This is a genomic window from Peribacillus sp. P4_C12 (genome assembly GCF_056402095.1).
This window is the reverse complement of the sequence record NZ_JBFUIB010000072.1, coordinates 1-14,962: the sequence shown is the minus strand read 5'-3', so window position 1 is coordinate 14,962 and position 14,962 is coordinate 1. Positions and strand designations below refer to the sequence as shown.

Annotated in this window: 13 protein-coding genes; 8 read left to right on the top strand and 5 right to left on the bottom strand. The window is 40.4% G+C overall.

Annotated elements, in window-relative coordinates; translation table 11 throughout:
* A partial coding sequence (locus tag AC1DUW_RS12370; RefSeq protein WP_477642639.1) for a DNA translocase FtsK occupies positions 1-1,549 on the top strand: 1,549 nt, incomplete at its 5' end.
* A 284-nt stretch (positions 1,550-1,833) separates the two neighbouring features.
* A complete protein-coding gene (murC, locus tag AC1DUW_RS12365) occupies positions 1,834-3,138 on the top strand; it encodes a UDP-N-acetylmuramate--L-alanine ligase (RefSeq protein WP_053347329.1) in 1,305 nt (434 codons plus the stop codon).
* A gap of 119 nt (positions 3,139-3,257) precedes the next feature.
* On the opposite strand, the gene AC1DUW_RS12360 is transcribed toward murC, so the two are convergent.
* A complete protein-coding gene (locus AC1DUW_RS12360) occupies positions 3,258-4,370 on the bottom strand; it encodes an aminopeptidase (RefSeq protein WP_053347328.1) in 1,113 nt (370 codons plus the stop codon).
* 227 nt (positions 4,371-4,597) lie between these two features.
* Here AC1DUW_RS12360 and AC1DUW_RS12355 point away from each other — a divergent pair, with 227 nt between their 5' ends.
* The 3 genes from AC1DUW_RS12355 to ytxJ all read left to right on the top strand — a co-directional run bounded on the left by AC1DUW_RS12355 (position 4,598) and on the right by ytxJ (position 6,197).
* On the top strand, positions 4,598-5,107 hold the full coding sequence (locus AC1DUW_RS12355) for a DUF948 domain-containing protein (protein ID WP_053347327.1): 510 nt from the start codon (positions 4,598-4,600) through the stop codon (positions 5,105-5,107).
* Positions 5,108-5,154: 47 nt separating this feature from the next.
* Positions 5,155-5,736 carry a YtxH domain-containing protein gene (locus AC1DUW_RS12350; protein ID WP_053347326.1) on the top strand — a complete coding sequence of 194 codons (582 nt, stop codon included), beginning with the start codon at positions 5,155-5,157 and terminating at the stop codon, positions 5,734-5,736.
* A 134-nt stretch (positions 5,737-5,870) separates the two neighbouring features.
* Positions 5,871-6,197, top strand: coding sequence for a bacillithiol system redox-active protein YtxJ (gene ytxJ, locus AC1DUW_RS12345; RefSeq protein ID WP_053347325.1), 327 nt, complete (start codon positions 5,871-5,873; stop codon positions 6,195-6,197).
* Between the two features lie 56 nt (positions 6,198-6,253).
* On the opposite strand, the gene AC1DUW_RS12340 is transcribed toward ytxJ, so the two are convergent.
* Entirely contained in the window at positions 6,254-8,395 is a 2,142-nt protein-coding gene (locus tag AC1DUW_RS12340; protein WP_477642638.1) for a cell division protein FtsA, read from the bottom strand.
* A 241-nt stretch (positions 8,396-8,636) separates the two neighbouring features.
* Between AC1DUW_RS12340 and AC1DUW_RS12335 the strand changes: the two genes are divergently transcribed.
* Both AC1DUW_RS12335 and ccpA read left to right on the top strand, forming a co-directional pair.
* Positions 8,637-9,713, top strand: a complete 1,077-nt coding sequence (locus AC1DUW_RS12335; RefSeq protein WP_053347323.1) for a bifunctional 3-deoxy-7-phosphoheptulonate synthase/chorismate mutase — start codon at positions 8,637-8,639, stop codon at positions 9,711-9,713.
* A gap of 381 nt (positions 9,714-10,094) precedes the next feature.
* On the top strand, positions 10,095-11,099 hold the full coding sequence (gene ccpA / locus AC1DUW_RS12330) for a catabolite control protein A (RefSeq protein ID WP_477642637.1): 1,005 nt from the start codon (positions 10,095-10,097) through the stop codon (positions 11,097-11,099).
* Positions 11,100-11,197: 98 nt separating this feature from the next.
* On the opposite strand, the gene AC1DUW_RS12325 is transcribed toward ccpA, so the two are convergent.
* The 3 genes from AC1DUW_RS12325 to AC1DUW_RS12315 are packed head-to-tail and all read right to left on the bottom strand — an operon-like array spanning position 11,198 to position 13,682.
* Positions 11,198-12,379 (bottom strand): acetoin utilization protein AcuC, encoded by a 1,182-nt coding sequence (locus AC1DUW_RS12325; RefSeq protein ID WP_477642636.1) that lies wholly within the window; start codon positions 12,377-12,379, stop codon positions 11,198-11,200.
* Positions 12,372-13,022: an acetoin utilization AcuB family protein gene (locus tag AC1DUW_RS12320; protein WP_053347320.1), complete on the bottom strand. Its 651-nt coding sequence runs from the start codon at positions 13,020-13,022 to the stop codon at positions 12,372-12,374. The genes AC1DUW_RS12325 and AC1DUW_RS12320 overlap by 8 nt, the downstream gene beginning before the upstream one ends.
* Before the next feature lie 27 nt (positions 13,023-13,049).
* On the bottom strand, positions 13,050-13,682 hold the full coding sequence (locus AC1DUW_RS12315; protein ID WP_053347319.1) for a GNAT family N-acetyltransferase: 633 nt from the start codon (positions 13,680-13,682) through the stop codon (positions 13,050-13,052).
* 350 nt (positions 13,683-14,032) lie between these two features.
* On the opposite strand from AC1DUW_RS12315, the gene AC1DUW_RS12310 reads away from it, so the two are divergent.
* Positions 14,033-14,962 (top strand): AMP-binding protein (locus AC1DUW_RS12310; RefSeq protein ID WP_477642635.1); only part of this gene is annotated, 930 nt, incomplete at its 3' end.

The window sequence follows — 14,962 nt, the reverse complement described above, 5'->3', positions numbered from 1 at the left end:
TTTCATGCCGGAAGTGAAAACCTCTGAAAATGTTGAGCAAAACGAACCGAATACAGAGGCTGCAACAGAAGTAGAAGGAAGAAGCATCAAGAATATCTCAGAAGCTCTGGTGTCTATAGAAGTGGACGACAACCCTTATTATGTGTTTCCGAAGATTGATTTGCTGACACCTCCTACTTACGCAGAGCATGATGATGAGTGGCTTGAGGAGCAGACATTATTACTAGATGAGACACTGAAGAACTTTAATGTCCGGGCAAAAGTTGTCAATGTCACTCAAGGGCCAGCAGTGACTCGTTTCGAGGTGCATCCGGAACCAGGTGTGAAGGTGAATAAAGTAACAAATCTGATGGATGATATCAAATTAAGTCTAGCTGCTCAGGATATGCGGATGGAAGCGCCGATTCCGGGTAAGCATACAATTGGTATCGAGATTCCAAACAGGAAAAGTAAGCCGGTATTTTTGCGAGAGGTTTTGGAAAGTACTGAATTTCAAGAGCATGAATCACCGCTTGCTGTGGCACTTGGACTCGATATATCAGGTCAGCCGATTATCACTGATTTAAGAAAAATGCCACATGGCCTGATTGCCGGACAAACCGGATCAGGGAAAAGTGTCTGTATCAACACGATGCTGGTTAGCTTGCTGTATAAAGCGACGCCTCAGGAGTTGAAATTACTATTAATCGATCCGAAAATGGTCGAGCTTGCTCCATATAACCGGATTCCGCATTTGGTCAGTCCAGTCATTACTGATGTGAAGGCCGCTACAGCTGCTCTGAAATGGGCGGTAGAGGAAATGGAACGGCGTTATGAATTGTTTGTTCATGCCGGCGTCCGTGATATTAGCCGCTTTAATGATCAAGCAGAAAAAGCCGGACAATATTCAAGCAAGCTTCCTTATATTTTGGTGATTATTGATGAGCTGGCGGATTTAATGATGATGTCCCCAGCTGATGTCGAGGAAGCAATCTGTCGCATTGCTCAAAAGGCCCGTGCCTGTGGTATTCATTTAATTGTGGCTACACAGCGACCATCAGTCGATGTCATAACAGGATTAATCAAGGCAAATATTCCGACAAGAATCGCGTTCTCTGTTTCTTCCCAAGTCGACTCACGCACGATTATCGATAGCGGAGGGGCAGAAAAGCTGTTAGGAAAAGGGGATATGTTATTTGCTGAAAACGGCTCATCAAAAACGGTGCGTTTGCAAGGAACTTTTGTAAGTGACGAAGAAATTGATCAAGTCGTCAACCATGTGAAACTAGAGCAGCAGCCGAAGTATTTATTTGAGCAAGAAGATTTGTTAAATCGGGCACAGGTTACTGAAGATGCAGATGAGCTTTTCTTTGAGGCATGTGAATTTGTTGTGAGTCAGYAGGCTGCATCAGCATCAAGTGTCCAAAGACGCTTCCGTGTCGGTTACAACCGGGCAGCGCGTCTAATAGAAATGATGGAGCAGCAGGGGGTTGTTTCGGAATCAAGAGGCAGCAGACCCCGTGATGTTTTAATCACAGAGGAAGAACTTGAATTTTTGCATGTGAATTAAGAGAACCTATTAAAAGGAAATTGTATATAATGTTAAAGGTGAAAACGCGGTGTTATCACCTTTCATGACGGAATAGCCAATGATTTGATAATTTGGTATCTGCTTGACATGGATGAATGAATAAAAAAGTGATATAATAGTTTTTTGTTGATGAGTGATTGAAAATATAAGTATAAAAAAACCTATGAAGAAATTGCATTTCTTCAAGTCTCGTAATGAAAAAACAAATAAAAGATGACGTCATATACTGTCATACAGGTAGACGATTGGTGGAGGTTCGCTTTATGACTGCTTACCATTTTGTGGGAATTAAAGGATCGGGTATGAGCGCTCTTGCTCAAATACTGCATGATATGAATATTGAAGTGCAGGGTTCCGACTATGAAAAAGAATTTTTTACACAATTAGCGTTAGAAAAAGCCGGGATAAAAATCCTTCCTTTCAATGAGGAAAATATACAACCAGGAATGACCATTATTGCAGGGAATGCGTTCCCGGACACCCATCCGGAAATCGTAAAGGCAATGGAACTAGGTTTGCCAATCATCCGTTATCACCGTTTCCTTGGTGATTTCATGAAAAACTATATTAGTGTGGCAGTTACGGGAGCGCATGGTAAAACATCGACAACCGGCTTACTGGCCCATGTTATGGGTGGCGTAAAACCAACATCCTATTTGATTGGGGATGGAACGGGTAAAGGGATTGTGGAATCTAATTACTTCGTATTTGAAGCATGTGAATATCGCCGACATTTCCTTTCTTATTATCCGGATTATGCAATCATGACAAATATTGATTTTGATCATCCTGATTATTATGCAAATGTTGAAGACGTGTTTGAGGCATTCCAAACAATGGCTATGCAAGTCAACAAAGGCATTATTGCGTGCGGAGATGACGAGCATTTACCACATATTCAGGCGAAAGTACCGGTTATTTTTTACGGATTTACGGAAGGAAATGATTTTCAAGCGAAAAATGTTTCCGTTACCCCAGATGGCACTACATTCGATGTGCATGTAAGAAACAATTATTATGATACATTTACTATTCCGACTTACGGAAAGCATAATGTGTTGAATGCACTAGGTGTCATTGCACTTTGTAAATATGAAAACTTGGATAAGGAAGCTGTGAAAGCCCAATTACGGACTTTTGGCGGAGTCAAACGCCGGTTCTCTGAAAAGGAAATCGGAAGTCAGATCATCATTGATGATTATGCGCATCATCCGACTGAAATCTCAGCAACTGTTGACTCAGCGCGTCAAAAATATCCAGAGCGTGAAGTTGTTGCGGTATTCCAACCACATACTTTCTCAAGAACGCAAGCATTCCTGGATGAGTTTGCTGATAGCTTGAATTTAGCCGACAAAGTATACTTATGCGAAATTTTTGGATCTGCTCGTGAACACCAAGGAAAGCTGTCAATTGAAGATCTTCAAGAGAAAATTCCTGGTGCCGAGTTGATAACGGAGAACACAACATCAATATTGCAAAATCATGAAAACAGTGTCGTACTATTTATGGGGGCAGGGGACATTCAAAAGTTCCAGGCGGCCTATGAGCAGTTGCTACAGGTTAAATAAAAAAAATGGCCAATCCGTTAGCGGGTCGGTCATTTTTTTTCAGTTTAGATCCATAGAAAAAAACCAGCCGCAAAATAGACTGCGGCTGGTTTTTTAAAATCCGGTACAACTTATAAATGTTATTTTAAATTTTCTGGATTTAATTTTTCCAGTTCAGGTAAGACAAAGCGTCCGTCCTTACGAATCAAGACATCATCAAAATAGATTTCTCCTCCGCCATACTCAGGGCGCTGGATATTGACTAGGTCCCAGTGAATGTTTGAATGGTTTCCGTTAAAGGCATCATCATAGCATTGTCCAGGGGTAAAATGAAAACTTCCATCAATTTTTTCATCAAAGAGGATATCTTGCATCGGGTGTAGAATATAAGGATTTACACCAATCGCAAATTCACCGACATAACGTGCGCCTTCATCTGTATCAAAAATTTTGTTGATGCGTTCAGTATCATTCGCAATTGCTTCAACAATTTTCCCATCCTTGAATGTTAACTTCACGTTTTCAAAAGTAAAACCCTGATAAGGGGACGGAGTATTATATGAAATCACACCATTGATTGAATCCTTCACAGGAGCCGTATATACTTCACCGTCAGGAATGTTGAGCTCACCTGCACATTTGATGGCTTTAATGTCTTTGATGGAGAAAGATAAGTCCGTTCCGGGACCTGTTAAGCGGACTTTATCTGTTTTATCCATCAATTCAACAAGGCTGTCCATTGCTTCGCTCATTTTGCCGTAGTCGAGGTTGCAGACTTCGAAATAGAAATCTTCGAATGCTTCTGTACTCATTTTGGCTAATTGAGCCATGGAATTTGTCGGGTAGCGAAGTACGACCCATTTTGTTTTTGGTACGCGGATATTTCTATGTACTTTCCCGATTGTTTGGCCGTGAATTGCCATTTTCTCTGCAGGGACATCGGATTGCTCATTGATATTATCCCCGGCACGAAGCCCGATATAAGCATCCATCTGGCTCATTACGTTTGCTTCAAACTCACCCATCATCTTGTATTGTTCTTCTTGAGCACCCATTAACAAGGCACGATCCACCTGGTGGTCTTTTAAAAGGACGAACGGGTAACCACCTGCTGCATAGGCTTCATTCACAAGGGCGTTAACAAGTTCACGCTGCAATCCAAAGTTTTCTATTAAGACTTTTTCACCTTTTTGGAGCTTCACGGAATAATTGATTAAGTTATTTGCTAATGTTTCAATTCTAGGATCTTTCATAAAAAATACCTCCATTGTTTAAATTCGACTTATCTTTCTATCATACCCGATTTATTGCCATAAGTTCATCAATAGACTCCTATGGAGGAAATGGTTTTAGACAATAATATTTCCAGATTAGGGTTTGGTAGGGTATATTGAAAAAATAAAAACGTTTATAATAACAGGGAAGGGGTAACTAATAACTAACAGTTACTTAATAGTCGATTTTTTTCGGAGGTGTTCCAATGGAGATTATTTTATACGTAAGTGCTGCAATTGCAGCGATTGCTTTCTTAGTCCTTGTTATTTTTTTAACCAAGGTACTAACATCACTTCAAGCTACCTTGGACAGCGTGGCCCGGACGCTGACAGGACTTGAAAGCCAAATGCAGGGCATAACGCTCGAAACTACCCAGCTATTACATAAAACAAATACGTTGGCTGAAGACTTGCAACAAAAATCAGAAAATCTGAACACAGTAGTAGATGCTGTGAAGGATGTCGGCACATCCATCTCAAGCTTTAACACTTCCGTCCAAAAGGTTTCCCATAAGGTGCAGACGGAGATTGATAATAATCAAGAGCGAATCTCCCAAATTGTACAATGGAGTAATGTAGCCTTGGAAATTCGGGACAAATGGAAATCCAGAAATAAGCAGGCTGCCCCGACTCCAAATGAAAGAGCGGAGTTAGAACGGGAAGCGCTAGAAACAGATAACTTACCTAAAAAAAGGTTTTTACGCTCTAGATCTTAAAATCTAGTTAAATAAAAATAAACTGAAAATTGAGAGGGGAATGTACTATGACTCAAAAAGAATTTCCGACAAAGGACTATCAGAAATCATATGAGGACGAATGCGACTCTATCAATTCAAAGGACTTTATGATTGGCGCCTTAATCGGTGGCATGATTGGAGCAGCAACAGCGCTGTTTATGGCTCCGAAAACAGGTAAGGAATTAAGAAGTGATTTAAATGAACAAGCTAGAAATCTTTCAGAGAAAACAGAAAAACTAAGACAAACGGCAATGGAAAAGGGTACAGCTCTTGCCGATACTGCCAAAGAAAAAACAAGTTCTGTCACTGAAATTGTTTCTAATAAATCATCTGGTATTGTTAATAAAGTGAAAAGTTTAAAAGTGGGTAAATCAGAAAACGGTGATGCTGCCGATGATACTACAAATTCGAGCAATAAGGATATTGATGTAACTGGAACTTCAGATGCTCCAATCGTATCGGTCGAAACGAATTATACGAACGATAGCAACACGGATTCCGAAAATGCTCCAGCCGATCCTACAAGCGGAAACAAGAATACGGCAAAATTAAAGCTTGATGAAGCGAAAAAAGCATTTGATGAAACAGAAAATAAATTAAAAAATTAAACTCAAATCTTCATTCATATATTACTGGTGAAGGCGCATAGAAGTTTGTCAAGAATCAGGCGATGAAGCGGTACGATAGCTTCATCGTCTTTTTGATGATAAACTATGCTAATAATGAAAGGAGACTTCAAAAAATGACAATAAATAAAATTGATTCAGAAGAACAATTCAATGAGCTTTTAAATGAGGAGACGTTCCTTCTTTTCAAGCATAGTTTAACATGCCCAGTCAGCGCTGAAGCATATGAACAATATGAAAAGTATATGGCAGCGAACGAGGAACTAAAAACGGCCTATTTGGCCGTTCAAGAAGCGCGTCCTCTATCCAATTATGTGGCAGAAACATTTGATATTAAACATCAATCGCCACAAGTTATTCTTTTTAAAAATGGAAAACCAGCTTGGAATGAATCTCATTGGAGAATTACATACGATTCACTAACTAAAGCTATCTCTGAATAAGTTGAAAAGCCGTATCCCTCTGCTTGAGGGATACGGCTTTTTTATTCCGCCTACATTCATACAGTAGTTGGCCAAAGGATTTTTAAATGATCCCCGGGAGAAATTACTTCATGAAAGGTCGTTTCTTGATCGTTTTTGATAAGGGTAAAGCGTTTATCTCCTTGAGTGGGCAAGTCAACTTCGACATGGCGGAATACATCCTGAAAAATAAATGGTTCTAGTTTTTGTCGGACTAAGCTGATTGAATCTCCTGTATGAATGAAATCATTCTCTTCAAGAAGTTCGTTGTTCCGCCGAAACTCAGCTAGTTTCTTAGAAAGGATAACTTGATTACCCTCATAAAAAACAGGGATGGAGAAGGTGTGCTGAATATTAAGGGCGTCAGCAACATCCAGTAATGTTGGCTGGGTCCGTCTTGTGATTTCTATTTCATCTCCATCATCAAAAGAGTAGGCAAGTTTCGATTCTAAACCATTTTTAGTGATTCTTCCTGTTAAGGCCGGGAGTCGAATGGCTCTACCATTTAACTGAAAGGAAAAAGGTTCAAGACGAGTAAGGAGCTCAGGCTGTTGAACCGCCTTAATTAATTCTTGGATTGTTCCAGGCATTTCGCAGGTTATTTGATCATGGTCCTCAACAAGTTCATTGCCAGACGCCGCATTTCCATTTCTGGTGATAGAGGCCCAAATCCTATGTTCTGTTCCATTAAGGATAACTTTTTTACTGGAGTGGTCGTCAAGCACATCGCTTATCCGTAAAATAGCGGGCTCACCGTCTTCACCTTTTGTGGTTATAATGACATCTTCATTTTTAACTTCATTATCTAAGGAGGCTTCTTTCCCATTTAAAGTGATAAGAGATTTCTTCCCGTGTCCTCCTGGAAGCGTAATCTGCTGCCCATTGATATGTACAATTTTAGCCATCCCAGGCTTTCCGCACAGTTTACTCATCCGGATACCGGCCGTGAGCAGGCAATCCCCCACGCTTGTTCGTTTCATATCGAATAGACGGATGGGACGGTCGTCAACGGTTACGCTCATATACTGTATCGGGTTTTTATCGGCTGCAATGGCTATGCCAATTGGGGTAACCAATTCGGGACCTTTTTGAATCGTATCTGAAATCCCGAGGTTTTGGATGGCTTCTATACCACGAATAGCGACTCGGTTCTCAGGCAAATTTAATTTTTCAGCCAAAAGGCGGGGAAGCTCTGGTGTCTGACTTCCGCCACCAACAAGCATCACTGCTTTTGGCGGTTTTGCGTTATTCAGAGATAGAATTTCTGTACTGATTGACTCGGCCAAACGATCGAGTGAGGGATGAATATTATGGATGATTTCCTCCCTGGAAACATCGTTGGCAAAACCGAGGATATCTGTAACTGTTATATGATCATGATCGATTAACTCTCTTTTTGCATTTTCGGCTAATGGGAAATCAAGAAGCAGGTAGTCACTGATTGCCTCGGTTATTTCATCACCAGCAATTGGCACCATCCCATAGGCAATGACGGTCCCTGAATCTGTCAGGGCAATATCTGATGTCCCGGCTCCAATATCTACTAAAGCGACGTTTAAGCGCCGCATGGATGACGGAATGAGTACATTGATAGCCGCTATAGGCTCAAGGGTGAGAGCCTGCATTTCCAAATCCGCTCTCTTTAAGGCTGACAGCAGTGATTCTACTACAACCTTAGGAAGAAAGGTAGCAATGATCTCAACAGATGCTTCATCACCGCTCTGGTCAATTAGACTACCTATTTCCTGTCCATCAAGCCGATAGTATAAAACAGAATAACCAACGCAATAATACATGGAATGGGAAGTGGTTTGTTTGGCAACAACGGCCTGTGCTTCCTGGACGGCACTGAATTCAAGGTGAAGGATATCTTCACGTGTAAGCATCGGCTTGCCTCCAATATTGATCGTCATTTCCGCCCGTTCCGTTTTTAAGGCCCTTCCGGCAGCAGCCACGGAAACCTTCTTTAAGGGACCGTGTTTTTCTTCAAGTTGACTTTTGATATGAGTAATGACTTTGGATACGGCAAGGACATCATGAATTTGTCCATCGAGCATGGCTCTCTCAGAATGCTCTTCAGATAAAATATCTATTATATTATAGCTTTCCTGCTTTTTTTCCAATATAATTCCTACAACGGATCGTGTTCCAATATCTAAAGCAAACAGTTTTTCGTACATGGAAAACACCTACTTTTATGTAATTATGACTTTAATGCTTAAAAGCGTTTAATTATTAAAGAAAAATGTAGTGACATTTAAAGATACTTCATTTATAATTGATTTAATTATACATGAAATATTATAAAATTTTTCATTGGATAAAATAATCGGGGCAAATGAGTGAAAATTCAAATAGATAATTTGGGCTTTTAATCGCTGAACCGGTTTTAATTTTAAAAAACGAAGGGATGGATTTGTAATGAGCAACAAAGAGCTTGATGGACTTCGTAATCAACTGGATGATGTGAACCTTCAGTTATTACATCTTATTAATCAACGTGCTGAACTTGTACAGGAAATTGGCCGCGTAAAAGAAAAACAAGGTGTAAACCGTTACGATCCGGTTCGTGAAAGAACAATGTTGGACCTTATCGAAGCTAATCATCAAGGACCTCTTGATCTTGGTTCGATTAAACATATTTTCAAAGAAATCTTCAAATTAGGCTTGGAACTTCAAAAAGATGACCAGAAGAAAACGCTTCTTGTTTCTAGAAAACAAAAATCGGAAGATACAATCATCGACATTAAAGGCGAATTGATTGGGAACGGAATTCCAAGCTTTGTTTTCGGACCATGTGCCGTGGAATCTTATGAACAAACAGCTGCAGTAGCTGAAGTCATCAAAGCAAAAGGCTTGAAACTAATGCGCGGTGGTGCATATAAACCACGTACCTCTCCATACGATTTCCAAGGACTTGGTTTGGAAGGCTTACAAATTCTTAAGCGTGTAGCTGATGAATACGGCTTAGCTGTAATCAGTGAAATCGTGAGTGCAAACGACATCGAAGCTGCGGTTGAACATATTGATGTCATCCAAATCGGAGCACGTAACATGCAAAACTTTGACTTGTTAAAAGCTGCAGGTGCTGTAAATAAACCTGTTCTCTTAAAACGTGGACTTGCTGCAACAATCGAGGAGTTCATTCATGCAGCGGAATACATCATGTCACAAGGTAATGGTAACATCATCCTTTGTGAGCGCGGTATCCGTACTTACGAAAAAGCAACAAGAAATACACTTGATATCTCTGCTGTTCCGATTTTAAAACAAGAAACTCACTTACCGGTTATGGTTGACGTCACGCATTCTACTGGACGACGCGACCTATTGCTTCCAACAGCTAAAGCAGCTCTTGCTATCGGTGCGGATGGTGTCATGGCAGAAGTTCATCCTGATCCGTCTGTTGCATTATCAGACTCTGCACAGCAAATGGACTTCAAACAATTTGATGAATTCTACGAAGAAATTAAACGTTTGAACTGGGTAACAGTATAAGCTAGAAGGTTTTTAAAATATGCACTTACGGCCCTTACCATCTTGGCAAGGGCTATTTTTAATGGTAAAATACTTGTTTTTGCAGAAAAAGTCTATAAAAAGGCACTATTGGATTGCAGGAAAGATTCTACTATCGTATGATAAATAACAAGAATGAGAACTGTTCGGAAGGTTGAGTCATACATAAAGTGATATCTATGTGAATTTTATACTTGTAGAGATTATGAATCATTGGCTGAGAAGAAAGAGTAGGACTGCATTTTTGTTAGTCAGATTGTTCCTAAAATAATCTTCCTTATAGAAGAAAAACGTATAAAAGAATTTTTCTCAAATATTTCGAGTCTTTTATGGGAAAAATGAAAGAAATGGAGGAATGGATGAATGAATAATATAACCATTTATGATGTGGCACGCGAAGCGAATGTTTCTATGGCCACTGTGTCCCGCGTAGTAAACGGGAATCCAAATGTAAAGCCTGCAACAAGAAAGAAAGTTTCAGACGTGATTGATAGGTTAGGATACCGTCCTAATGCAGTGGCGAGGGGTCTTGCCAGCAAGAAAACAACAACAGTAGGGGTTATTATCCCGGATATCTCTAGTATCTTTTTTGCTGAGTTAGCACGAGGCATAGAAGATATTGCGACTATGTATAAATACAATATCATTCTAAGCAGTTCTGATGAGAATATAGATAAGGAATTTCATTTGTTGAATACGATGCTTGGAAAACAAGTAGATGGTATCGTATTCATGGGTGGCAATATTTCGGATGAACATGTGAGAGAGTTTAAAAATTCACCTGTTCCAATCGTATTGGCTGGTTCGGTAGAAGAAAGCGGGCAAGTCCCATCCGTTAATATTGATTATGAAGCAGCTGCATTTGACGCAGTTACCTTCTTCGCCCAAAAGGGTCACAAGCATATTGCTTTTGTAACTGGAAACTTGTCCGCGCTAATTAATGAAAAGAAATTAGCTGGTTATAAACGAGGGTTGAAAGAAGCGGGGCTTTCATTCGATGAGAGTTATATTGTTGATGGCGATTATACATATGATTCAGGGATTGAGTCTTTTGATAAGTTTCTGGAAGCTGAAAAGAAACCGACGGCGTTCATTGTCGGCGCTGATGAAATGGCGCTAGGAATTGTCCATGCTGCTCAGGACAAAGGCTATAATGTACCGGAAGACTTTGAAGTGATCAGTTTTGATAACACCCGATTGACCTTAATGGTTCGCCCGCAAATTACGACGATCGTTCAGCCTTTATACGATATTGGAGCGGTTGCAATGAGGCTTCTGACAAAATTGATGAATAAAGAACAAGTGGAGGAGGGTCATGAAATAGTGATCTTACCACATCGAATTGAAGAGCGGCAATCAACGAAATAAGCTGCTTAGAGAGTGTCCTTAGGGCACTCTCTTTTAGTTTTGAAAACTATGGAAGGGTCTTGACGAAAAAAAAGATCGTTTTTCAACGACCTTTTTAGTCAGCTTTTATCATTACTTGTTGATGTTTGTTTGGAAGTTCGGATAGGATAAAGAGCCTTTTCGAGCGTTTGGGCATTCTTCTCGGTAATTTCTGGTTTCCTTGGAATAGGTTCGTATATGTCCTCCATATCATCCCACTCATTTGGGAGCGTCACAGGGGACTCAGGCTGCCATGTATTAAGCCATTCTTTCGATAGGGGGCCAGATATATCATTATTCGTCATCTCAAGCCAGACCCTCGACCAGGCACGTGGAACGACACGCCAGATATCATACCCTCCGCCGCCAACTGCAATCCAGCGGCCTTCACAATACTGATGGGCCAATTCGTGAGCCAATTTTGGTATTTCCCTGTAAATCTTCATTGTGGCAGATAGGTGGGTGAGTGGATCATAATAATGAGAATCGGCACCATTTTGTGTTAAGATGACATCCGGTTTGAAGAATTCAACCACTTCTTTGAAGGAAGCTGTGTAGCATTCGAGCCAGGAGTCATCTTCCGTGAACGCATCGACGGGAATATTGAATGAATAGCCATAGCCCTTTCCTTGCCCTCGTTCGTTAATATTGCCAGTGCCGGGAAACAAATACCGTCCTGTTTCATGAATGGATAGGGTGCAGACTTCTGGGTCATCATAAAACGACCATTGTACGCCGTCACCATGATGGGCATCCGTATCGACATATAAGACACGTGCGCCATATCTTTTTTGTAAGTATTTAATCGCGACCGAACTATCATTATAAATACAAAAGCCCGAAGCTTTGCCGCGAAAACCATGATGCAGGCCCCCACCAAGATTTAGGGCATGCAGAGACTGACCGGTCATAACGGCATCCACGGCCGTTAAGGTTCCACCTACTAGTAAGGCACTTGCTTCATGCATATTAGGGAAAATTGGAGTATCTTCTGTTCCTAATCCATAATTTACGGCTTTTTCAAGAGGAAGTTTTCCCTCACCCGCCAATCTGACAGCGTTTACATAATGGTGGTCGTGAATCAGTTCTAATTCTTCATCGGTAGCGATTCTAGGTTTTATAATTTGATCATCACTAATGGCATGGTGTTTTTTTAACAAATCTAGCGTGAGCTTAAGCCTCTTTTGATTAAAAGGATGCTCGTCGCTGAATTTATAGGTAAGGAGTTCATCGGAATAGACAAACAGTGATTTATCAGTCATGAGAAATCCCCGGTAGACTAGGCCATAAAACGGTATAGCCTTCTTTCTTTAAATCCTCCACCACCATAAATGGATTCATTGTCTGCACACGGATTACAAGAATCTTATAATCAATTTCAGTTTTTTCCGGATAAACAAGAGTACTCAGGATATTCAAATTGCGCTTTTTGAAAATGAGGGCAATATCGTAAAGCGCCCCTGCTTTATTCGGAATTTTGATTTCAATTTGGGAACCGGGCTGATTAACCCCCGTTAATTCAACGTAAGAATGGAGCAAATCAGAACCGGTTATAATGCCTACTAACTTTTTTTCTTTCACGATTGGCAGGCAGCTGATATTGTTTTCACAAAATACAGCCCCGATTTCTTCAACAAAATCTAGCGGATGCCCTGTGATTATATCTGTTTTCATGATGCTGGTTAGTGGTTTTTGTAAATCATTTTTGTATTCTGAGGTGCGGAAAATCGAAGGAGCAGCATCCCGTATATCACGGTCGCTGACTAATCCCACAAGTTGAAAGTTGTCATCGACAATGGGAATATGGCGAATTCGTTTCTCCTTAATGATTAAGACAGCGCTATGGATTGTATCTGTTGGAGTGAGAGAAATAATATCTTCATTCATTATTTTTTCAACAATCATATTTGTTCCTCCTCTTTACTCACCTTTTTAATACATAAATCGATTCATAAAACGTAGTTGGTCAAACTTCTGGATAGATTCGGGCGGCACTCTTTTTCCAATACGCGCCATCAGGCAGTTGGCTGGATGGGAACTGATTTCCGGGTCATCTGTTGCAAAGTAGACCAAGCCGCCGGCACTCATCATTTTTTCCATGATTTTGCGATAGTCCCAAATATTCAATCCTGTCCCTTTCAAATCCCAATGCCAATAGTATTCAGTTGTAATGATGATAAAGTCTTCTACCGAATCGTCTTCCATGGAGAGACGGATTAAGTTCTTCCCGACGGAGGCACCTCGATATTTAGGGATGACCTCGATTGCACCAAGCTCAATCAGGTCGTCCATCTTGATTTCTGACCAGCGTTCCAAGGGGTCGGGATATAAATAAGTTACATAACCAACGATGGTCTGATTTTCACGTGCTATAAAGATTCTGCCCTCAGGCAAGTCTGCGATCTCGATTAACGCTTTATGCTGCAGAGCAGGTGGGCGAAAGGCGACTAAGTCTTCGTGAAACTCATAGGATGCCATTTTTTGTCCATTAAGCGGGCCTTCAATGATGATTGTGCCGCTTAATGTCTGCAATTCCTTAGCGTAATAGGTCTTACTATATTCCATTCTTTCACCAACCTCGTAAAATAGTTATCTTTTATACTTATATCCCAAAGTATAAGATTCATTATGCTTGAAAACTAACCAAATGGAAAGTTTACATAAATTATACATAAAAAACAAGTGACATAATTCTGAAAGTTCGAGACATATTTGAATCTTTTGTTACAAGATGGCTTTATGTTCCGGATACCAATACGTAATTATCCTTTAGCAATATTCGCCTTAAGTTTTCAAAATTTATAGCGAATGAATTTACCCTAATATGGAAAAAATAAGTATTTTAAAAATTGAGAAAATTAGATTTTTATACTATAATACAAAATATAAAGCTGAAAAAAGGGGGAGTATGTCGTATGAATGTGAAAGCGCTGCCAGTAGTTGAGGGTAATTTTAATTTAAAGAATTACGATGAAAAATACAAGACGTTTGACTGGTCTGAAGCGGAAAAGGAATTCTCCTGGTCTGAAACAGGTAAAGTGAATCTCGCATATGAAGCCATTGACCGCCATGTTGAAACATACAGAAAAAACAAGGTCGCCCTTTATTACAAAGATGAAAAAAGAAATGAAAAGTATACATTTAAGGAAATGAAAGATTATTCAAACCAAGCGGCCAATGTGTTCAAGAACATTGCCAAGGTGGAAAAGGGTGATCGTGTTTTCATTTTCATGCCTCGCTCCCCGGAACTTTATTTTGCATTACTAGGTGCCATTAAAACTGGAGCAGTCGTCGGTCCGTTGTTCGAAGCTTTCATGGAGGGTGCCGTAAGAGATCGACTGGAAGATAGCGAGGCAAGTGTGATAGTAACGACTCCTGAGCTTTTGCCTCGTGTCCCGGTGGATGAATTGCCCCATTTGAAGCATATTTTTTTAGTGGGGGAAGATATCAAAGAAGAAGGAAAATATTATCACTTTAATAAAAAACTTAAAGAAGCGGACAAAAAATTTGAGATTGAATGGGTGGACCGCGCTGATGGATTGATTCTTCACTATACATCCGGTTCGACAGGGAAGCCAAAAGGTGTGCTCCACGTACATAATGCGATGGTTCAGCATTATCAAACGGCAAAATGGGTCCTTGATCTACAGGAAGAAGATGTGTATTGGTGCACAGCGGATCCTGGATGGGTGACAGGGACGTCTTACGGTATCTTTGGTCCATGGCTGACAGGTACATCGAATGTCATCGTAGGTGGTCGATTTAAGCCTGAATCTTGGTACAAAACTCTGCAAGACTTTGGTGTTACGGTCTGGTATAGTGCACCGACTGCGTTCAGGATGCTG

Coding starts and splice junctions, on each gene's coding strand:
- ccpA (WP_477642637.1), top strand. CDS start 10,095: ATGAATAATATAACCATTTATGATGTGGCACGCGAAGCGAATGTTTCT.
- murC (WP_053347329.1), top strand. CDS start 1,834: ATGACTGCTTACCATTTTGTGGGAATTAAAGGATCGGGTATGAGCGCT.
- AC1DUW_RS12360 (WP_053347328.1), bottom strand. CDS start 4,370: ATGAAAGATCCTAGAATTGAAACATTAGCAAATAACTTAATCAATTAT.
- ytxJ (WP_053347325.1), top strand. CDS start 5,871: ATGACAATAAATAAAATTGATTCAGAAGAACAATTCAATGAGCTTTTA.
- AC1DUW_RS12335 (WP_053347323.1), top strand. CDS start 8,637: ATGAGCAACAAAGAGCTTGATGGACTTCGTAATCAACTGGATGATGTG.
- AC1DUW_RS12350 (WP_053347326.1), top strand. CDS start 5,155: ATGACTCAAAAAGAATTTCCGACAAAGGACTATCAGAAATCATATGAG.
- AC1DUW_RS12320 (WP_053347320.1), bottom strand. CDS start 13,022: ATGATTGTTGAAAAAATAATGAATGAAGATATTATTTCTCTCACTCCA.
- AC1DUW_RS12340 (WP_477642638.1), bottom strand. CDS start 8,395: ATGTACGAAAAACTGTTTGCTTTAGATATTGGAACACGATCCGTTGTA.
- AC1DUW_RS12355 (WP_053347327.1), top strand. CDS start 4,598: ATGGAGATTATTTTATACGTAAGTGCTGCAATTGCAGCGATTGCTTTC.
- AC1DUW_RS12325 (WP_477642636.1), bottom strand. CDS start 12,379: ATGACTGATAAATCACTGTTTGTCTATTCCGATGAACTCCTTACCTAT.
- AC1DUW_RS12315 (WP_053347319.1), bottom strand. CDS start 13,682: ATGGAATATAGTAAGACCTATTACGCTAAGGAATTGCAGACATTAAGC.